The organism is Amycolatopsis sp. NPDC051102 (genome assembly GCF_040682815.1).
Lineage (GTDB): Bacteria > Actinomycetota > Actinomycetes > Mycobacteriales > Pseudonocardiaceae > Amycolatopsis.
Map to the genome: position 1 here is coordinate 935,655 of NZ_JBFBBT010000001.1, position 19,650 is coordinate 955,304.

13 protein-coding genes are annotated in these 19,650 nt (G+C 74.5%); 4 read left to right on the forward strand and 9 right to left on the reverse strand.

Annotated elements, in window-relative coordinates; all coding sequences use genetic code 11:
• Positions 1-32 precede the first annotated feature (32 nt).
• Complete coding sequence (locus AB0M93_RS03840; RefSeq protein ID WP_364268068.1) at positions 33-854, reverse strand: PaaX family transcriptional regulator C-terminal domain-containing protein; 822 nt, start codon at positions 852-854, stop codon at positions 33-35.
• Positions 855-1,069: 215 nt separating this feature from the next.
• Here AB0M93_RS03840 and AB0M93_RS03845 point away from each other — a divergent pair, with 215 nt between their 5' ends.
• The gene (locus AB0M93_RS03845; RefSeq protein ID WP_364268070.1) at positions 1,070-2,005 is read left to right on the forward strand and encodes a PHB depolymerase family esterase; all 936 of its coding nucleotides are present in this window, start codon (positions 1,070-1,072) and stop codon (positions 2,003-2,005) included.
• Between the two features lie 5 nt (positions 2,006-2,010).
• Here AB0M93_RS03845 and AB0M93_RS03850 read toward each other — a convergent pair whose 3' ends face one another.
• A complete protein-coding gene (locus AB0M93_RS03850; protein WP_364268072.1) occupies positions 2,011-2,811 on the reverse strand; it encodes an inositol monophosphatase in 801 nt (266 codons plus the stop codon).
• A gap of 27 nt (positions 2,812-2,838) precedes the next feature.
• On the opposite strand from AB0M93_RS03850, the gene AB0M93_RS03855 reads away from it, so the two are divergent.
• Complete coding sequence (locus AB0M93_RS03855) at positions 2,839-3,738, forward strand: LysR family transcriptional regulator (protein ID WP_364268074.1); 900 nt, start codon at positions 2,839-2,841, stop codon at positions 3,736-3,738.
• Between the two features lie 78 nt (positions 3,739-3,816).
• On the opposite strand, the gene AB0M93_RS03860 is transcribed toward AB0M93_RS03855, so the two are convergent.
• The 3 genes from AB0M93_RS03860 to AB0M93_RS03870 all read right to left on the reverse strand — a co-directional run bounded on the left by AB0M93_RS03860 (position 3,817) and on the right by AB0M93_RS03870 (position 7,180).
• The gene (locus AB0M93_RS03860) at positions 3,817-4,416 is read right to left on the reverse strand and encodes an NAD(P)H-binding protein (RefSeq protein WP_364268076.1); all 600 of its coding nucleotides are present in this window, start codon (positions 4,414-4,416) and stop codon (positions 3,817-3,819) included.
• 113 nt (positions 4,417-4,529) lie between these two features.
• A complete protein-coding gene (locus AB0M93_RS03865; protein WP_364268078.1) occupies positions 4,530-5,873 on the reverse strand; it encodes an alpha/beta hydrolase in 1,344 nt (447 codons plus the stop codon).
• Positions 5,870-7,180 carry an MFS transporter gene (locus AB0M93_RS03870; RefSeq protein ID WP_364268080.1) on the reverse strand — a complete coding sequence of 437 codons (1,311 nt, stop codon included), beginning with the start codon at positions 7,178-7,180 and terminating at the stop codon, positions 5,870-5,872. Before AB0M93_RS03870 ends, AB0M93_RS03865 begins: the two co-directional genes overlap by 4 nt.
• 93 nt (positions 7,181-7,273) lie before the next feature.
• Between AB0M93_RS03870 and AB0M93_RS03875 the strand changes: the two genes are divergently transcribed.
• Positions 7,274-8,155, forward strand: coding sequence for a PaaX family transcriptional regulator C-terminal domain-containing protein (locus AB0M93_RS03875; RefSeq protein ID WP_364268082.1), 882 nt, complete (start codon positions 7,274-7,276; stop codon positions 8,153-8,155).
• A gap of 146 nt (positions 8,156-8,301) precedes the next feature.
• Here the strand turns inward: AB0M93_RS03875 and AB0M93_RS03880 are convergent, their stop codons facing one another.
• From AB0M93_RS03880 to AB0M93_RS03895, 4 genes are read right to left on the reverse strand one after another with little or no spacing between them, the layout of a single operon-like run.
• Positions 8,302-9,144 carry a 3-hydroxyacyl-CoA dehydrogenase family protein gene (locus AB0M93_RS03880; RefSeq protein WP_364268083.1) on the reverse strand — a complete coding sequence of 281 codons (843 nt, stop codon included), beginning with the start codon at positions 9,142-9,144 and terminating at the stop codon, positions 8,302-8,304.
• On the reverse strand, positions 9,141-10,163 hold the full coding sequence (locus AB0M93_RS03885; protein ID WP_364268085.1) for an HAD-IIIC family phosphatase: 1,023 nt from the start codon (positions 10,161-10,163) through the stop codon (positions 9,141-9,143). Before AB0M93_RS03885 ends, AB0M93_RS03880 begins: the two co-directional genes overlap by 4 nt.
• The gene (locus tag AB0M93_RS03890) at positions 10,160-11,263 is read right to left on the reverse strand and encodes an acyl-CoA dehydrogenase family protein (protein ID WP_364268087.1); all 1,104 of its coding nucleotides are present in this window, start codon (positions 11,261-11,263) and stop codon (positions 10,160-10,162) included. Before AB0M93_RS03890 ends, AB0M93_RS03885 begins: the two co-directional genes overlap by 4 nt.
• The gene (locus AB0M93_RS03895; RefSeq protein WP_364268089.1) at positions 11,260-11,544 is read right to left on the reverse strand and encodes an acyl carrier protein; all 285 of its coding nucleotides are present in this window, start codon (positions 11,542-11,544) and stop codon (positions 11,260-11,262) included. The genes AB0M93_RS03890 and AB0M93_RS03895 overlap by 4 nt, the downstream gene beginning before the upstream one ends.
• Before the next feature lie 269 nt (positions 11,545-11,813).
• Between AB0M93_RS03895 and AB0M93_RS03900 the strand changes: the two genes are divergently transcribed.
• Positions 11,814-19,643 carry an amino acid adenylation domain-containing protein gene (locus AB0M93_RS03900; protein WP_364268091.1) on the forward strand — a complete coding sequence of 2,610 codons (7,830 nt, stop codon included), beginning with the start codon at positions 11,814-11,816 and terminating at the stop codon, positions 19,641-19,643.
• The last annotated feature ends 7 nt before the right edge of the window (positions 19,644-19,650 follow it).

The following is a 19,650-nucleotide window of genomic DNA, read 5'->3' on the forward strand; positions in this document are numbered from 1 at the left end:
ACGTGGCATGCCACGTTGCAACCGCCGAGTGGTCATTCGTCGGCGAGTGAGTCGAGCAGTTCGGCGGCCAGCTTGCCCGCCGGGCGCGCCCAGCGGTGGCGCAGGCTGCGGAACAGGGCCGCCGCGCGCGTGCCCGGCCAGCCCGGCGGCAGCAGCGCCGGCGGCAGCACCGGGTCGCGGCGGATGAGCAGGAGCCACTCCGCGCCCAGCCGGATGCTCCGGGACAGTTCGTCGAGCTCGCCGTGGGCGCTGCCGGTCCACGCGCGGAGGAACTGCTCGTAGCCGGCCGCGAGCTGCGGCAGGTCCCACGCCTCCCGGGCGATCCGCGCGGGATCGGTCCACATGAACGGTTCGGCGCGGAACACCTCGGCGTGGTCGAGCAGGTCGAGTTCGGCCAGGGCCGGCGCGATGTCGGCCGCCGACGTCGACACCCACAGGCCGCTGCGCAGCATGCCGAACCCGAACCAGTCCAGCCGCGTGCGCAGGGCGTGCCGGTCCGCGCGCCGGCTTTCCGGCACGGAGAACGTCAGCAGCGTCCACCGGCCGTCCCAGTGCCGGTCGACGACGTCGCCCTCGAGCTTCCGCTGCCCGTCGCGCAGCACCGCCGCGCCGTGCCCGGTCAGGCCCAGGAACGCCTGGCGGCCGCGGCGGACGGTGCGGAGCAGGTCGCGGCGGATCATCCGGCTCAGCGTCGCCCGCGTCGCGTGTTCGCCGACGCCGAGGCGGTCCAGCGCGGCGATGACCCCGCCGGTGGCCACCGCGATCCCGCGGTCCAGCACGTGGTCGCCGAGCAGGGTGAGCAGCAGGCTCTCCGGCCGCACGCCGGGCGTGCCCTCGCCGTCCGCTCCGGTCATGCGCCACCTCCTCGCCGCAGCCAACCTAACGCCCGGCGGATCGTTCGTCATCCGGCCGGTGATCGCCGGGAATATGTCGAAGGTTTGTTTCCCGGCCCGAAAGTTTCGATTCCCGGGTTGGGCTGAATCGCGTAAATGCTGGATGTTTCATTGACGGTCGTCGCGTATCTGCCTAACGTCACCGGGGGAGGGGGATCGCCGATCGGAGGTCACCGATGAGTCGATTCAGAACGGCGTTCGTGGCATTCGCGACCGGTTTGCTGATCGCGGCGACCGGAGTGGTCATCCCTTCGACGGCGGCGGCCGCGTCGCTGGTCGAGGTGACCGGTTTCGGGAACAACCCGGGCGGAATGCGCATGCACATCTACGTGCCGGACGCCCGGCCGGCCAACCCCGCGATCGTGGTCGCCATGCACGGCTGCGGCGGTTCGGGGCCCGGCTTCTACTCCGGCAGCGAATTCGCATCGCTGGCCAACCGCTACGGCTTCCTCGTCATCTACCCCAGCGCCCAGCAGCAGGCCGGATTCGGCAACTGCTTCGACACCTGGTCCGACGCGGCGAAACACCGCGGCGGCGGCAGCGACCCGGTGTCGATCGCGTCGATGGTGACCTACGCCGAACAGCACTACGGCGGCGATCCGAACCGGGTGTTCGCCACCGGTTCCTCTTCCGGCGGCATGATGACGAACGAAATGCTGGCCCTCTACCCCGACGTGTTCAAAGCGGGTGCGGCGTTCATGGGCGTGCCGTTCGGCTGCTTCTCCGGTGCGGCCGATTTCCCGCCGTGGTCGAGCAAGTGCACCGGCGGTGGCGGCGCGAACCGGACGCCGCAGCAGTGGGGTGACGCGGTCCGGCAGGCCTACCCCGGCTACACCGGCCCCCGCCCGCGTGTCCAGCTGTGGCACGGCACCGCGGACACGCTCGTGCCCTATGCGCTGCTGCAGGAGGAAATCGAGCAGTGGACCGACGTGTGGGGGCTGAGCCAGACCCCGACGTCCACGGACACGCCACAGGCCGGCTGGAACCGGCGCCGCTACGCCGACAGTTCCGGCACGGTCCGGGTGGAGGCCTACAGCATCCAGGGTGCCGGGCACAGCCTGCCCGCCGCCGGCATGGCGGCGGTGGCCATCGCCTTCTTCGGGCTGTCCTGACACCGTCAGCTCGGTACGCGCGGGGTGAGGGCGGCGAGGACGTCCAGGGCGGCCGCGTGCACCCCGGGGGCGGCGGCGAGGTAGCTCTCGACGGCAGGGTCCCACGGCTCGCCGCCGAGCCCGGTCACCACGCCGCCCGCCTCCCGGACCAGCAGCACGCCCGCCGCGTGCGACCGGACGTTGTCGAACTGCCAGTGCAGGTCCAGCCGGCCCGCGGCGACCTGGGCGAGCTGCTGGCTCACCGGGACCGAGATCCGCACGTGCAGCGCGGCCTTCGACATGGCCGTGAACGACGTGCCCATCCGCTCCAGCAGCTCGGCGTCGTGGCCCGGCTGGGCCTGGCCGGTGCCCGTCAGCGCACCGGCCAGCGACGTCTTGGCCGACACCCGCATCCGGTCGCCGTTGAGGAACGCCCCGCCGCCTTCGAGTGCGGTGAACATCTCGTCCGGCACGGGGAAGTAGAGCACCGCGAGCACCGGACGCCCGTCGCGGACGAGGCTTACGCCGATGTTCCAGTCCGGCGTCCCGTGCACGGCGTTGACGTTGCCGCCGACCGGGTCGATCAGCCACCACTCGCCCGCCGGCAGCGGGCCCGACCCGTGCTCGTCGTCGAGCCAGCGCGCCTGCGGCCGGATCGCGGCCAGCGCGGGCCGCAGCACCTCGGCGACGGCCGAGTCGTTGGCGTGCAGGCTGTCCAGCACCGCCGGCAGGCCCGGCTGCCGGGAGTCGGGGGAGTAGCGCGTCAGCATCCGCGTACCGGCCTCGCGGACGGCGGTGGTCGTGGCGGTGAGCAGGTCCTGGCTCATGGTTCCTCCTGTGGTTGTCTTGCGTTCGTGCAACTCGACTTGAACTTGCTCACCGTGCTCGACGCCCTCCTGGAGGAGGGCAGCGTGATGGGCGCGGCCGAGCGGCTGCACCTGTCCTCACCCGCGGTCAGCCGCACCCTGGGCCGGCTGCGCGCGGTGACCGGCGACGACATCCTGGTCCGCACCGGGCACACGATGGTCCCGACGCCGTACGCCCGTTCGGTCCGCGAGGACGTGCACCAGCTGGTGCGCCAGGCCCGCGAGGTGCTCCGCCCGGCCCGCGAGCTCGACCTCGGCGAACTGGACCGCACCTTCACGATCCAGTGCCACGACGCGCTCGCCGCGTCGGTGGTCCCGGTGCTGGTCGGCCGGCTCCAGGACCAGGCGCCGGGAGCGCGGCTGCGGGTGCTGGCGGAGCACTCCGCCGACACCGACGACCTGCGGCACGGCCGCGTCGACCTGGAGCTCGGCGGGGCCCGGCCGCACCTGCCCGAGTTCCGGTCGGCGGTGCTCGGGCACGATGAGCTGGTCGTGGCCATGCGCCCGGGTCACCCCTGCGCCACCGGCCTCGACCTGCGGTCGTACGCTGCGGCACCGCACGTGCTGGTCTCCCGCCGCGGCCGGCTCACGGCGCCGATCGACGACGTGCTCGCCGCCGAGGGCCTGCGCCGCCGGGTGGTCGCGGCGGTGGCGACGGTCGCCACCGCCTTGCAGCTGGCGGCCCGCAGTGACGTGCTGGTCAGCTGCACGGAGATCCTCGGCCGCCCGCTGGTCGACGCGTTCGGCCTGATCACCCGCCCGCTGCCGGCCGCATCCCCGGCGGCGGAGATCTCCTGCACCTGGCACCAGCGCTACGACTCGGACCCCGCCCACGCCTGGCTGCGCGACCAGGTACGCGTGGCCCTGGACGAGGTGACTGCCGCCTAGCCGGGCCGGCGGTGGTGCATCGGTGGTGGCGTTGCAGTTTCGGTTGCGGTCACCGCCGCCTGGCTGGCCGGCGCCGGGTCAACCGGCCAGCGGCACGGCCACGGCGCCCGTGAACCGGGGCGTCTCGGCTTCGTCGAGCATCGCCGCCGCCACGGTGTCGCGGCTGATCGTCGTCGTGAGGTCGAAGGGGGGCGCCGCTTCGAGGGCGACCGTGCGGCGGGCCGGGCTTTCCGGGCCGTCGGCGAGCATTCCGGCGTGGAACACCGTGCCGCCGGCCGCGAGGATCGTGCCGTCCGCTTCGACCTTGTCGCCGAGGCGGTCGCCCAGCACCTTCGCGAGCACCTCGGAAGCGGTGCTCGCGGACGGGCCCGTCCCGTAGGCCCCGAGCCAGATGATCCGCTGGGGGCCGGCCGCGACGACCGCCTCGGCGCCGGCCAGCAGCACGCCCGCCCGGTCCGTGCCGAGCCCGGACAGGACCACCGAGCCCGGCCCGATGACGGCCGCGAGGCTCGCGGGGTCTTCGACGTCGCCCGCCACCTTGTGCAGCCCGGCCGCGGCGGGAACGTCGATGCGCCCGGGGTCGCGGGCGATCGCGGTCACGATGTGCCCGCGCTGCAACGCTTTCCGCGTCAGCGCGAGTCCGGTCCGGCCGGACGCCGCGAGGATCGTGAGGTTCATGCCGGCCACGCTAGGGGCGCCCCCGGATGACTTCAAATGCCAAGTCGGCAAGGGATGGTTTACCGAAACGCAAGCGGGCCGCGGTGCCCGTGGCGGGCACCGCGGCCGCGCGGTCAGCGGTGCGCGCCGGTCAGCGGCGCCGGGGTGTACCGCAGGTAGCGCCCGGGGGCGCCGAGGGCGGCCGCGGCCGCGTTGAGCCGCTCGGGCCGCAGGTCGGGCCAGTGGCCGGTGCCGATGCGGGCTTCGAGGGCGTGCAGGGCGGCCAGGGTTTCCGGCGGCTGGAACGCGCAGTGCCCGGCCGCGTCGACGTACGCCTGGCGCAGCAGGGATTCCCGGCCCGCGGCGCGGACCCGGTGGGCGTACCAGTTCTCCTGCTCCACCGGGACGAGGTGATCCGCGGTCGTGTGGATGTCGAGTTCGGGAACGCGCAGCCGCCCGGTGACCGTCGAGGTGCGGGCGAGCGTGGCGATGGCGCCGGGGTCGGCCGTGATGTCCGCGTGGCGGGTGAGGTCGGCGAGGTCGGCGTCGAGGTCGAGACCGGCCTGGCGGTACAACGCCCGGACCTGCCGGGCCAGCGGGCTGCCCGACAGCAGCGCGCGGTAGTCGGTTCCCGCGTTGGCCGCGCTGTTCCCGCCGGCGGCGAGCTCGATCTGGTAGCGGCCGGACAGGACGAACCCGAGCACGAACTGCGTCAGCGCCAGCTGCTGTTGCTGTTCCTGGCCCGCGTAGTCGGTGGGGCCGGGCGGCGTGGCACCGGTCAGCCAGGTGGCTGTGTTCATCAGCGCGGCCCCGAGAGCGGTCCGGGCCCGGCCGGCCGCGGTGCCCTGGGCGTCGGCGACGATCTTCGTCAGCGACGCGCCCGCCGCGGACGCCTCGTCGGCGCTCGCGTACCGGACGAACTTCACCGGCTGCGTGGGCGCGAGCAGGCGGGACAGCGCGTACTCGCCGTCGAGCTGGTAGTCGTTCAGGTTCAGCGCGCCGGCGACCAGGCCGCACGTCGTCAGCACGCCGTCGAGCCGGCGCGCGCCGGACTCGGCCTCGAGCGCGCTGACCAGCCCGCCCATCGACGTGCCCCACGCGATGGTGCGGCGCGGCTCGCCGATCCGCCGCGCGAGTTCGCCGAGCGAGGCGAACTGGTCTCGCACGGCGGAGCTGAGCGCCCACCACGACGGGCCGCTGTAGGACGAGCCGACCAGCGCGTAGCCGCCGTCGAGCAGCGCTTGCCCGGTCGCGGCGTCCGGGGCGTTCTGCGCCACGAGCGGGCCGAAGCCGTGGCTGTAGAGGATGACGGTCCCGTTCCAGGCGGAGGGCACGTCGGCGACCCAGCTCGCGCCGTCGGGCAGCTGCCCGGTGTAGTGCGCGGGGGCGGCGGCGTGCGCCGGGCCCGCGGTGGTGAGGCCGAACGCGGTGAGCGTCGCTGCGAAGAGCGCGCCGGCGCGGCGGAGCCACCTGCTCATGCTCGGTTTCCTTCCGTTCGGACGGGCGTGGGCGCGGTCGCTTCCGGGGTGAGCTCGCGGCGGTGGGTTTCCCGCAGCGCCAGGACGCAGACCGCGGACAGCAGGCAGAACGCGGCGATGGTCCACGACACGGGGGTCGTCGACGGGCCGTTGGCGCGCTGGAGCTCGGCGAAGATCAGCGGGGCGAATCCGGCGCCGAGCCCGGCGAGCTGGTAACCCAGCGACGCGCCGGTGTACCGGTTTTCGGTGGCGAACAGCTCCGAGTACAGGGCGGCCAGCGGGCCGTACATCATCGGGTGGATGACGCCCTGGCCGATCACCAGCGCGAGCACGAGCAGCAGGCCGCTCCCGTCGCGGACCATCGGGAAGAGCGCGAACCCGAACGCCGCCATGGCGACCACACCCGCCAGGACGACCGGGCGGCGGCCGATCCGGTCCGACAACGCGGACCACAGCAGGATGCCCGCCACCGCGCAGGCCGACGACAGCGTGAGCGCGTTCAGCACCTCCTGCCGCGGATGTCCGTGCTGGACGCCGTAGGCGAGCACGAACGTGGTGAGGGTGGCCTGGACGACGAACGCGGCGAGGCCGACGCCGACCCCGAGCAGCAGCACCCGCGGGTGGTCCCGCAGGACGGCGACGACCGGGAGCCGGCGGCGTTCTTCCTTGCGGGCAGCCAGGAACGCGGGCGTCTCCTCGACGCGGGAGCGCACGAAGAGCCCGATCGCGAGCAGCACGATGCTGAGCAGGAACGGGATCCGCCAGCCCCAGGCGAGGAAGTCCGCCTCGGAGGTCAGCGCGGCGGTGCCGGACATGACGAGCGTCGAGACGACCATGCCGCTCGGCGCACCGGCGTTGGTGAAGCCGGCCCACAGGCCGCGGCGCGACCGCGCGTGCTCGGCGGACATCAGCACGGCGCCGCCCCACTCGCCGCCGACGGAGATGCCCTGGACGACCCGGAGCAGGACCAGGCCCAGCGGTGCGACCGGGCCGATCTGGTCGTAGCCGGGGAGCAGGCCGATGAGGAAGCTCGACACGCCCATCAGGGTCATGGTCAGCACGAGCATCCGCTTGCGGCCCAGCCGGTCGCCGAAGTGGCCGAAGAGCAGGCCGCCGAGCGGGCGGGCGAGGTAACCGGTGGTGAACGTGCCGAAGCTGGCCACCGTGGCCAGCGCCGGATCGAGGTCGGCGAAGAAGACCTTGCCGAAGACCACCGCGCTGGCCGTGGCGTAGAGGAGGAAGTCGTAGTACTCGATCATGCTGCCGAGGAAGCTGGACGCGACCGCTCTGCGCAGCTGACTGCTCATGGGGCTCACCCTCGTCGATGGGGGCGGTGCGGCGGGGAACAGGTTCGTCCGGGGCGGACGACGGGAGAACGGGGCCCAACGTTAGTCAGAGCCATGACGGCCGTCAATATTCTGCACAACATCAAGTGGGTGCGGCCGCGGGTTACGCTGACGCTCGTGGCGCACCTCGACGAAACCGGCTCCGGGCCCCGCCCGAAGTCCGTCATGCTCACCTTCCTGGGCATCCACCTGCTCGGCCGTCCGGCGGCGATCTATTCGGGCAGCGTGATCGACGTGTTCGCCGGGGTCGGCGTCTCGGAGGAGGCGGTCCGTTCGACGCTGACCCGCATGGCGGGCACGGGATTGCTGACGCGGCACCGCCACGGGCGCAAGGTCTACTTCGGCCTGAGCGACCGCCTCGCGGCGGTCCTGGAGGACGGCCGCCGGCGCATCTGGGAAACGGGCGCGGTCAACCGGTCACCGGACAGCGGCTGGACACTGGTCGGCTTTTCCCTCCCGGACACCCGCCGCGGCGACCGCCACGACCTCCGCCGTCAGCTGACGTGGGCGGGATTCGGCCTGCTGCAGAACGGGTTGTGGGTCGCCCCGGGCGTCCGTGACGTCACGGCGATCGTCGAGCAGCTGGGGCTGGACGGGCACGTCACGGTGTTCACGGCCCAGCCGGCGAAGCCGACGGAAGCGGCCTCACTGGTCGGCAAGGCGTTCGACACGGCGACGATCGCCTCGCGCTACCACGACTTCCTGGAGAAGTGGGACGCCGGGAAGCCGTCCTTCCCGGACGACCTGACCCGCCAGCTGGTGCTCCACTCGGACTGGCTGCACGTGGTCCGCCGCGACCCGCACCTGCCGGCCGAGCACCTGCCGCGCGACTGGCCGGCCATCCAGGCCGAGACGCTGTTCCGCAAGCTGGACGAAGACCTGCGCGAGGGATCGACGGCGTTGGCGGCCGAGAGGTTGGAGCTGCTGCCGATCTAGGCCGCGGTTGTCGACGCGGGTGGTTGGCCGCGCCGGCGGTGGCTTGTGTCCAGTGGCGAGGGGATGAGCTCGGCGCTGATGCGGGGTGTCCGGGCTCGCGACAGGGTGGCGGGTCCGGCGGCCGAGAGGTTGGAGCTGCTGCCGATCTAGCCCGCCGGGTAGCTGTGCAGGCCCTGGCCCGTCTTGCGGCCCAGTCTGCCGGTGCCGACGAGCTCGGCCAGCAGCGGGCACGGGCGGTACATCGGGTTTCCGGTGCACTCCAGCAGCACCACCAGCGTGTCCAGGATGACGTCGAGGCCGATGAGGTCGGCCGTGCGCAGCGGGCCCATCGCGTGGCCGAAGCAGTTCTCGAAGACCTCGTCGACCGTGGCCGCGTCCGCGATGCCGTCGCCGACCGTCGCGATCGCCTCGTTGATCGTCGCCATCAGGACCCGGTTGGCGACGAAGCCCGGGCCGTCGGCGACCACGATCGCCCGTTTGCCGATGGCCGTCAGCAGGTCCGTCGTGGTGCGGACGGTCTCGTCGCCGGTCGCCGCCGCGCGGACCACCTCCACCGTGTCCTTCAGCGGGGCCGGGTTCATGAAGTGCGTGCCGATGATCCGGTCCGCGCGGGCCGTCACGGCGGCGAGCCGGCCGATCGGGACCGCCGACGTGCACGACGCCAGGACCGTCCCGGCGGGACACAGGCGGTCCAGCTCGGCGAACAGGCTTTCCTTCACCGGCAGCCGTTCCGCGGCGCACTCCACGACGAACTCGCTGCCGCCGAGGTCGTCGAGCCGGGCGGTCCAGCGGATCCGGTCCGGGACCCCGGCGGGCGGGCGGGCGCCGCCGAGCAGCGCGGCCATCCGCAGGCCGGCGCGGACCCGGTCCGGGCCGCGGGTCAGCGCGCCCGGGTCGCGGTCGGCGACGACGACGTCGTGCCCGGCCGCGGCGAAACACTGGGCGACCCCGGTGCCCATCACGCCCGCGCCCACCACCCCGATCTTCACCGGCTTCTCCCGTCGACGATCCGGACGTGCCCGGGCGGTGCCGGCGGCGGCCGCCGCGGGTCGAAGACGAGCTCGGCCCCGGTACCCGGTTCGAACCCGGCGAACCGCAGCGTCACCAGCATGATCCGGTTGGCGTCCGTCGGGACGAACTGCGCGACCGGACGCCGTCCGCGCGCGAGGACGTCCCGCACGAGGTGGCCGAGCAGGACGGTCCCGATGCCCCGGTTGAGCACCCGGCACGAGGTCAGCAGCAGCTCCAGGACGACGTCGGAACCGGCTTCGCGCAGCACGGCGAGCCCGACGGTGCCGTGCGCGCCGAACCGGTCGGCGACGTCCGCGACGAGCACTTCGTGGTCCCGGGCCGCGCACAGTTCGCGCAGCTGCCCGGCGTCGAGGGTGCGGCCCGTGGTGTTGAGCTGGTGGGTGCGCAGGGTGAGTTCGTGCGCGCGGGCGAAGTCGGCCTCGGTCGCGGCGCGCACGGTCATCGTGAGCCCGAGCGAGGCGAGGAACTCCGCCGGCGGGCCGGCGAACGCGCGTTCCGCCGCGACGCGGTCCCGTTCGGCGAGGTACCGGTGACGGCGGTGACGTGCCTCGTCGGTCACCTGTGCCGGCCGGAACTCGGCCAGCTGCGCGAGTTCGCCGACGCGCTCGGCGGGGTAGCAGCGCACCATCGGCAGCGCGGCGGCGACCTCGGCGCGCTCGGCCGGGTCGTTGTCGGCGAAGGCGATGGTGTCCAGGCCGATGTTCAGGTCCGCGGCGATCCGCCGGATCGAGCCGGACTTCTCGCCCCAGCCCACTTCGAACGCGCAGAACAGATCGGTCAGGCCGTGTTCGGCGAGGTGCCCGGTGGCGCGTTCCGGCTCGCCCCGGCCGGCGACGGCGTGCAGGATGCCCCGGCGGTCCAGCGTGTGCAGGGCTTCGACCGCGGCCGGAAAGGGCCGTGGCCGGTCGCCCTCGAGCACGACGCCGTCCCAGAGGGTGTCGTCCAGGTCCCAGACCAGGCACTTGACCGTCTTCACGGCCGCCACCGCAGCGCGTACCCGCCGAGCTGCTGTTCGGCGACCTCGTCGGCGCCTTCGATGATCCGCATGACCTTGGCGTCGCGGAAGAAGCGGCCCACCAGGCTGTCTTCGGCGCAGCCGGCCGCGCCGAGGACCTGCCCGGCCCGGTCGGCGACGGCGGCGGCCGCACCGGCCGCCACGTACTTGGCCAGCACCGTCCCGGCCACGGCTTCCGGTGCGCCGGTTTCGCGAAGCGTGGCCGCGCGGGCGCACAGCTCCCGCGCGGCGCTGACGTCGGCGAGGCTGCGGCCGAGGAGGGCGCGCACGGCTTGGTGGCCGGCGAGCCGCACGCCGCCCTGGACGCGGTCCGCGGCGTGGCCGGCGGCGGTGCGCAGGCACGCTTCCGCCAGGCCGACGCAGCCCCAGGCGACGGTGAACCGCCCGTGGTCCAGGGCGGTCGCCACGACGTGGGACAGCCCGAACCCGGGCGGCGCGAGCAGGTTTCCGGCCGGGACGTCGACGTCGTCGAACCGCACGTGGGCGAGCTGAGCCGCGCGCATCCCGAGCTGACCCCGCACCGGCTCGACGGCCGTGCCCGGCCGGCCGGCTTCGACCAGCACGGTGACGGGACGGCCGTCGCACACGGCGAGCACCAGGAAGACGTCGGCGACCTGCCCGAAGGTGACCCACAGCTTGCGCCCGCGCACGCGCACCCGCCCGGCCTCGCGCACGGCGGACGTGGTCACCGCGGACAGGTCGCTCCCGGCGCCCGGTTCGGTGGCGGCGAACCCGGCCAGGACGTCCCCGCGCGCGAGCGCCGGCAGCCAGTGCGCGCGCTGGCCGGTGGTGCCCCAGCGGAGAACGGCCGCGGCGACCATGCCCTGGACGGTGACCAAGGCTCGCAGGGAGCTGCACACGCCACCGAAATCGGCGCACAGCTCACCGAGCTCGGCCTGGGTGCGGCCGGCACCCCCGGCGGAAACGGGCAGGTCGGCGGCCAGGAAACCGGCGTGCGCCACGGCTTTGACGACTTCCGCCGGAACGGCGCCGCGCGCGTCCCAGTCCGCCGCGTCCGGCCGCACCGAATCCGCGAACGCGGCGGAGTCCACTGTGGTCACCGAAACCCGGCCGATCGTTTCCGCAGCACGAATCCGGTGACCCGGTTCAGGGTCCGGAAATTGTCGAGATCGAGGTCTTCCACGTCGACGGCGATCCCGTACCGGCGTTCGACGTGCGCCACCAGTTCCAGCGCCAGCAGCGAGTTCACCAGCCCGAGCGCGAAGTAGTCTTCGTCGGGACCGGGCGTGTTCCCGGCCGTCGCGGTGGCGAAGAAACCGGACAGTTCCGCCAGGATTCCTTCGGCAGTGAGTTCCGCGCCCACGGGCTGCTGGCCTGCCACGCACCCTCCCTCGACGAATTCCCCCCACCCGAAGCTAACACGCCCCGCGGCGCGGCGGACGGCGCCGAACGGCGTAATCGCCCGCCCGCCGGATTTGTCTGTCCGTTGTGGACGATCAATTCCCTTGTGGTGACGCGCAATAGCAGACCGATCCCTCGTTCGGCGGCTTGCCGCTGCCGGTCGGCCGCTGAAAGTATCCAACGATCGCTCGCCGGGAAATCGGGGAAACCGTTCCGCCATCGCGCATCGAGCACTGGGGACAGCTGGGGATGACTGCCACGACCGGAACAGTGGGTGAGCTGCTCGCGGAGCGGGCCGCCCGCGACCCCGCCGGGACCGCGGTGGTCTGCGGACCGAACCGGTTGAGCTACGCGGAACTGGCGGCCCGCACGGGCGAACTGGCGGCGCGCCTGGTGTCGCGGGGTGCGGGGCCGGAGAGCCGGACCGGGCTGTTCGTGGAGCGCAGCACGGACATGGTGGTGGCGGTGTTCGCGGTGCTCGAAGCGGGGGCCGCGTATGTACCGATCGACCCGGCCCACCCACCGCGCCACCGGGCGGCCCTGCTGGCCGACGCGGGGGCCCGGCTCGTGGTGACCCAGCCGGAACTGGCGGCCGAGCTGCCGGACGGGTGTGAGCCGGTGTTCGTGGCCGCCACGCCTTCACCGCACTGCGCAGGCGATGACGGTGGGCCGGGGGCAAGTCCGCCCGGGGCGGCGGAAGCCCCCGGCGGCGCTGCCCCGGCCACCCCTCGCCTGCGGATCCGGCCCGACAACCTCGCCTACGTCCTCTACACCTCCGGCTCGACCGGCCGGCCCCGGGGCGTGCTCGGCACCCACCGCGGCCTGGTCCGCCTCTACGACTCCCACCGCACCCGGATCTTCGACCCCGCCGCCCGCGCGGCCGGGCGGCGGCTCCGGGTCGCCCACACCGCCGCCCTGTCCTTCGACGCCTCCTGGGTTCCGCTGCTGTGGATGCTGGCCGGCCACGAACTGCACGTGCTCGACCGGCTCGATCCGCAGACCGCCGTCGCCGCGCTCGCCGACGCCCGGGTCGACGTTCTCGACGCCACCCCGTCCTACCTCCGGATGCTGCTGCTCGCCGGGCTGCTGGACGGGCCCGCGCGGCCTCGGGTCGTCGTCACCGGGGGCGAGCCCGTCGATCCCGACCTCGGGGCGACGCTCGCCGCCGCCGGGGTCGCGGTCCACAACGCCTACGGCACCACCGAGACCACTGTGGACAGTCTCGTGTGCCCGGCCGTGCCGGACGGTCACGTCCTGGTCGGGCGGCCCGTCGGCGGGACACGGGCGTACGTGCTGGACGCCGCCCTGCGGCCGGCGGCCGCCGGGGAGCTCTGGCTCGCCGGTGACGGCCTCACCCGCGGGTACCTCGGCCGGCCGGGGGCGACCGCCGCCGCGTTCGTCGCCGATCCCGCCGGGCCGCCCGGGGCGCGGATGTACCGCACCGGTGACCTCGTGCGCCGGCGGGACGACGGGCTGCTCGACTTCCTCGGCCGCGCCGACGCCCAGGTCAAGATCCGCGGCATCCGCGTCGATCCCGCCGAAGCCGAGCCGGTCCTGGCCGGGCACCCCGAGCTGGCCGCGGCGGCCGTCGTCGCGCGGCGGGACGGCCGCGACGACCACCTGGTCGCCTACGTCGTCCCCGTCACCCCGCCGGCGCCGCCACCCGCGCGGCTGCGGGCGTTCCTGCGCGGCCGGGTGCCGGAGCACCTCGTGCCCGCACGGTTCGTCGAGCTGGACGCGCTGCCGCTGACCGCCGTCGGGAAGGTCGACCGCGGTGCGCTGCCCGAACCGGACCACCGGCCGGGCGCCGCCGCGCCGCGGGACGCCACCGAGGAACTCGTCGCCGGGATCTGGCGCGAAGCGCTCGGCCTGCCGGACGTCGGCGTCCAGGACGACTTCGTCGAGCTGGGCGGCGACTCGATCCTCGCGATGCGGGTGGCCGGCACGCTCAACCGGCGCTTGGGCACGGCGCTGCCCGCCCGGACCGTGTTCGAGCACCGCACGGTCGCCGGGCTCGCCGCCGCGATCCCCGCCGCGCACACCGGCCACGCGCCGACGCCCACCGCGCCGGCGGCCGCGTTGCCGCTGTCGTCGGGTCAGCAGCGGCTCTGGTTCCTCGACCAGCTCAGTCCCGGCGGCGCGGAGTACAACACCAGCGCCGGGTTCCGGCTGCGCGGCCCGCTGTCCCTCGGCGCGCTGGCGAGCGCGCTGACCGCGCTGGCCGGGCGCCACGAGTCGCTGCGCACGACGTTCCCCACCGTCCGGGGGCGCGGGGTCCAGGTCGTCGGGCCGCCGGTGGCCGTCCGGCCGGACGTGCGGGCCCCCGAAGACGTCGAACGGGAGCTGCTCGCCGAGGTCCAGCGGCCCTTCGACCTCGCCCGCGGCCCGGTGTTCCGCGCGACGGTGTTCGAGCTGGGGGCCGACCACCACCTGCTCGTCCTGGTGCTGCACCACATCGTCACCGACGGCTGGTCGATGGGGGTGCTCGCGGACGAGCTCGGCCGGCTCTACTCCGCCGCCGTGGGCGGCGCGGTGGCCGAGCTGCCGCCGTTGCCCTTGCGCTACGCCGACTTCGCCGCCTGGCAGCGCGACCGGCTCGCCGGACCCGAGCTGGACGACCGGATCGCCTACTGGGAGCGGCAGCTGGCCGGGGTCCCGGCCCTGGAACTGCCCACCGACCGGCCCCGGCCGCCGGTGCGCGGGACGGCGGGGGCGACACACCGGTGCACCGTGCCCGCGGCCGTCACCGCCCGGCTGGCGGACCTCGGCCGCGAGCGCGGTGCCACGCTGTTCATGACGCTGATCGCGGCGACGCAGGTGCTCTTCGCGCGCTACACCGGCCAGCGCGACATCGCGCTCGGCACGGTCACGGCCGGGCGCTCGTGGGACGAACTGGCCGGGCTCGTCGGCTTCTTCGTCAACACGGTCGTGATCCGGTCCCGGCTCGACGGCGACCCGTCCTTCGCCGGCTTCCTCACCGATGTCCGCTCGACGGTGCTCGACGCGATGGCCCACGACGACGTCCCGTTCGGCCGCCTGGTCGAACTGCTCGCCCCGGACCGCGACGCGAGCCGGTCGCCGCTGGTGAACGTGATGGTGGTGCTGCAGAACGCGCCGTCGGCCACCCCGGAGCTCGGCGGACTGGTGGTCGAGGAGCTCGACCTGCCCCGGCGGTCGGCCCAGTTCGACCTCACGCTGGAGTTCGAGCCACGGGACGGCGGCCTGCGCACCGTCATCGAGTACAGCACCGAGCTGTTCGACGCCGGCACGATCCGGCGGCTGGCCGAGAACCTCCTGGCCCTGCTCGAAGGCATCGCCGACGACCCGGGGCGGCCGCTGTCCCGGCTGCCGTGGCCGGCCCCGGCGCAACGCCGTGAGCTCCTCGAGGCGGGCCGCTCGACCGCGGACGGCCCCGGGCGCACCGTGCTCGACGTCTTCGCCGATCGCGTCCGCGAGCGCCCGGACGCGATCGCGGTGACCTGCGCCGGCGCGGCCCTGACCTACCGCGAGCTCGACACCCGCGCGAACCGGCTCGCGCACGGCCTGATCGCCCGCGGCGCCCGCCCGGACACCCGGATCGGCCTGTGCGTCCCACGGGGCATCGAGGCGATCACCGGAATGCTCGCCGTCCTGAAGGCGGGAGCCGCCTACGTCCCGCTGGATCCGCGCTACCCGGACGAGCGATTGGCGTTGCTGCTCGAGGATTCCGGCGCCACGGTCGTCCTGACGACCCGGGCGGTGCGTGACCGCGTCCCCGGCGGAACCCCGGTGCTGGTCCTGGACGACGAGGCGGAAGCCGGCCGGTCCGGTGACTGCCCGGAACGCCGGGCCCGGCCGGAGAACCTGGCCTGCGTGCTCTACACCTCCGGCTCGTCGGGCCGGCCGAAGGGCGTGCTGATCGAGCACCGCTCGGTGACCCGGCTGTGCGCCGACCCGTACGCCCGGCTCGGCCCGGACGACGTCGCGACGCAGTACGCGCCGCTGTCGTTCGACGCCTCGACGCTGGAGATCTGGGGCGCGCTGCTGTCCGGGGCCCGGCTGGCCGTCGACACCGACGACGTGCCGTCGGTCGAGGCCCTCGGCGCCTTCGCCCGCGCCGAGGGCGTCACCTCGCTGTGGCTGACCGCGGGGATGTTCCACGAGGTGGCCGCGGCCGACCCCGGCGTGTTCGCCGGGCTGCGGCGGCTGGTGTCCGGCGGTGACGTCCTGTCGCCGCAGCAGTGCGCCCGGGTCCTGCGGCGGTGGCCGCGGCTGGAGCTGGTCAACGGCTACGGGCCCACCGAGAACACCACGTTCACCACCTGCCACCGCGTCCGCGACCACGACGCCGGGCGTCCGGTGCCGATCGGGCGGCCGATCACCGGGACGTCCTGCCTGGTGCTGGACCGCAACCTCGACCCGGTGCCGGCCGGGGTGCCCGGCGAGCTGTACGTCGGCGGCAGCGGCCTGGCCCGCGGGTACCTGGACCGGCCCGGCCTGACGGCCGACCGGTTCGTCGCCGACCCGTTCGGGCACGGCACCCGGCTGTACCGCACCGGCGACGTCGTGCGCTGGCGCGCCGGCCCCGAGTGGGTGCTGGACTTCCTCGGCCGGTCCGACGACCAGGTCAAGATCCGCGGCTTCCGGATCGAGGTGGGCGAGATCGAGGCGGCGCTGCGGCGGCACCCGGACGTCGGCGAGGCCGTCGTGCTGGCCCGGGAGGACACTCCCGGCCACAAGCGGCTGGCCGGGTACGTCATGCCGCGGCGGCCGGTCGAGCCGGGCGCGCTGCGCGAATTCCTCGCCAAGAGCCTGCCGGGACACCTCGTCCCCGGCGCGCTGGTGCTGCTCGACCGGTTCCCGCTGACGCCGCAGGGCAAAGTCGACCGCCGTGCGCTGCCCGCGCCGCGGACGCGGGCCGCCCGCGCCCACACCGCACCGCGCGGGCCCGCCGAGGAGCTGGTCACCCGGGTGTGGGCCGAAGTCCTCGGCGTCGAGCGCGTCGGGGCGGCGGACAACTTCTTCGAGCTGGGCGGCGATTCGATCCTCGGCATCCAGGTGGTGGCGCGGGCCCGGCAGCTCGGGCTGCGCCTCAGCGCGAAGGACGTCTTCCTCCGGCAGACCCCGGCGGCGCTGGCCGCGGCCGGGGTCTGGGCGGAATCGGCAGTGCGCGAGGTGCCCCCGCCGGCCGGCCCGGTGCCGCTGTCGCCGATCCAGCACTGGTTCTTCGAGACGATCACCGAGCGGCGCGGCCACTTCAGCCAGTGGGTGTCGGCCGAGCTCGCCGCGGACGTCGACCGCAAGGCGCTGCGCACGGCGGTCGAGGAGCTGGTCCGCCACCACGACGCGCTGCGGCTGCGCTTCCGGCATGTCGGCGGCGAGTGGCGGCAGGAGTACACCGACGCGGTGCCCGGCTTCCGCACCGACCCGGTGTCCACAATGGACTTCTTCGAGCTGGACGGCGGGGCGTTGTTCACGGCGGTGCTCGACGGCACGCGCCTGCTCCTGGTGGCCCACCACCTGGTCGTGGACGGCGTCTCGTGGCGGATCCTGCTCGCCGACCTGCGCACGGCCTACCGGGCGGCGCGCGCGGGACGGCCGGTGGAACTGCCGCCCCGGACCACCTCGTTCGGCGATTGGGCGCGCCGGCTGGCCGGGCACGCGGCCGCGGGCGCGTTCGACGGCCAGCTCGCGTTCTGGCGCCGGGCGGCCGAAGGCGCCGGTGCCCGACCCGACGGCGAGCCCCGGCCACCTCGCGCGGTGACCGTCCGGCTCGGGGCGGGGGAGACCGCGGCGTTGCTGCGCGAAACCCCGGCCGCCTACCGCACCCGCATCGACGACCTGCTGGTGAGCGCCCTCGCCCGGGTGCTCGCGGAGTGGACCGGCCACGAGCGGGTGGTGCTGGAGCTGGAAGGCCACGGCCGCGAGGAGATCTTCGGCGACATCGACCTGTCCCGGACGGTCGGCTGGTTCACGACGCTGTACCCGTGCGCGGTCGACGTGCCGGCCGAAGGCGGCTGGGGCGCGGTGCTCAAGGCGGTGAAGGAGGCGTTGCGCGCGGCGCCGGACCGCGGCCTGGGGTACGGCGCGCTGCGGTACCTGGGTGACGCGCCGGTACCGGCGCCCCGGCCGGTGGCGGCGTTCAACTACCTCGGCCGGTTCGATCTGGGCGACGGCGGGCCGGAGACCGGCGAGCTGTTCCGCGCGCCCCCTTCGGCGATCGGCTTGACCCGGGCCCCGCACCGCACCGGCACCGCCCGGCTGGACATCACCGCGGCCGTCACCGCCGCGGGCGAGCTCGAGTTCGAGTGGAGCTACTCCCCGGGCGTGCACGACGAGCCTGCCGTCACCCGCCTCGCCGACGGCGTCCTCGCCGCGTTGACGGAGATCGTCGCCCACTGCGCCGACCCCGCCGCCGGTGGCGGCACCCCGTCGGACTTCCCGCTCGCCGCCGCCGACCAGGCCGAACTCGACCGGCTCCTCGGCGACGGCCGCAACGTCGAAGACGTCTACCCGCTCACGCCGATGCAGGCCGGCATGCTCTTCCACAGCCTGTCGGAACCGGGCACCTACCTCGAGCAGCTCTCCTTCACCCTGAGCGGCGCCGACGACCCGGCGGCGCTGGAACGCGCCTGGCGGCGGGCCGTCGACGAGATCCCCGCCCTGCGCACCGCCGTGCGCTGGACCGGCGTGCGCGAGCCGGTCCAGGTGGTGCACCGGGCCGTGACGCTGCCGGTGACCGTGCACGACTGGCGATCCCGGCCGGGCAGCGAAACCGCGCTGCTCGCCGCCGACCGGGCGGCCGGGCTGGACCCCGCCGTGCCGCCCTTGATGCGTGTCACGCTGATCCGGCTCGCCGGCGCGCGGATCCGGGTGCTGTGGACCTTCCACCACGTCATCCTGGACGGCTGGAGCGTCTTCGAGGTGCTCACCGACGTCCTCGCGCACTTCTCCGGGCAGCCCGCCAAGCGGCGCCGCCCGTTCTCCGACCACCTGGCGTGGCTCGCCCGGCAGGACGCGACCGCGGCCGAAACCCACTGGCGGAAGGTCCTTTCCGGACTCACCCCGACCCGGCTGCCGTACGACCGCTCACCCGGCCGGGCCCACCGGACGCGCTCACGGTCCACAGTGGAGCGCGAACTGTCCGCTGTGGAATCACAACGGCTGGCCGCCTTCGCCCGGCGGCACCGGCTGACCGTCAACGCCGTCGTGCAGGGCTCGTGGGCGCGGCTGCTCGCCCGCCACGGCGGTGACCAGGACGTCTGCTTCGGCGCCGTCGTCGCTGGACGGCCGCCGGAGCTGCCCGGGGTGGACGCGATCGTCGGCATGTTCGTCAACACCGTGCCCGTGCGCGTGACCGTCGCCGAGGCGGAAGACCGGCCCGGCTGGTTCCGGCGCCTGCAGGCCGACCAGGCCGAGGCACGCCGGTTCGGGCACGTCTCGCTCGCCGCCCTGCGCCGCTGGAGCGGGCTGCCCGCCGCGGCCGGCCTCTTCGACAGCATCGTCGTGTTCGAGAACTACCCCTTCGACCGGGACGCACTGGCCGCACGCGGGCTGCACGTGGCGGACCTGGCCGCCGTCGAGATCACCAACTACCCGCTGGCGCTGGTCGCCCACGGCAGCGCGCGCGACGGCGAATCCCTGTCCCTCGCCCTCGGCTACGATCCCGCGCTGTTCGACGCCGGCACGGCCGAAGCGCTCGCCGACGAACTCGCGGACCTGCTGCGGGAACCCACGCGGCCGGCCGCCCCGCCGCGGCAGCGCCCGTCCCGGCCGCCCGCGCCGGTGCCCGCCGCCGCCGCCTACCTCGCGCCCCGCACCGCCACCGAACGGACGCTGAGCCGGATCTGGGCCGAGGTGCTCGCGGTCGAGCAGGTCGGCGTCGACGACGACTTCTTCGCCCTGGGCGGCGATTCGCTGCTGTGCCTGCGCGTCACCGCCCGCCTGCGTGCCGACTTCGGTGCGGCGCTGCCGCCGCGGGCGCTGTTCGACAACCCCACGGTCGGGGCGCTGGCCCTGCTGCTGGAGCACCCCACCGTCGAAGCACTGGGCCGGGCGGTGGACCGCGGCCTGAACCCGCCGAAGGACTACGAGCTCTAGGAGGTCG

Coding starts and splice junctions, on each gene's coding strand:
- AB0M93_RS03840 (WP_364268068.1), bottom strand. CDS start 854: ATGACCGGAGCGGACGGCGAGGGCACGCCCGGCGTGCGGCCGGAGAGC.
- AB0M93_RS03845 (WP_364268070.1), top strand. CDS start 1,070: ATGAGTCGATTCAGAACGGCGTTCGTGGCATTCGCGACCGGTTTGCTG.
- AB0M93_RS03850 (WP_364268072.1), bottom strand. CDS start 2,811: ATGAGCCAGGACCTGCTCACCGCCACGACCACCGCCGTCCGCGAGGCC.
- AB0M93_RS03860 (WP_364268076.1), bottom strand. CDS start 4,416: ATGAACCTCACGATCCTCGCGGCGTCCGGCCGGACCGGACTCGCGCTG.
- AB0M93_RS03865 (WP_364268078.1), bottom strand. CDS start 5,873: ATGAGCAGGTGGCTCCGCCGCGCCGGCGCGCTCTTCGCAGCGACGCTC.
- AB0M93_RS03870 (WP_364268080.1), bottom strand. CDS start 7,180: ATGAGCAGTCAGCTGCGCAGAGCGGTCGCGTCCAGCTTCCTCGGCAGC.
- AB0M93_RS03875 (WP_364268082.1), top strand. CDS start 7,274: ATGACGGCCGTCAATATTCTGCACAACATCAAGTGGGTGCGGCCGCGG.
- AB0M93_RS03900 (WP_364268091.1), top strand. CDS start 11,814: ATGACTGCCACGACCGGAACAGTGGGTGAGCTGCTCGCGGAGCGGGCC.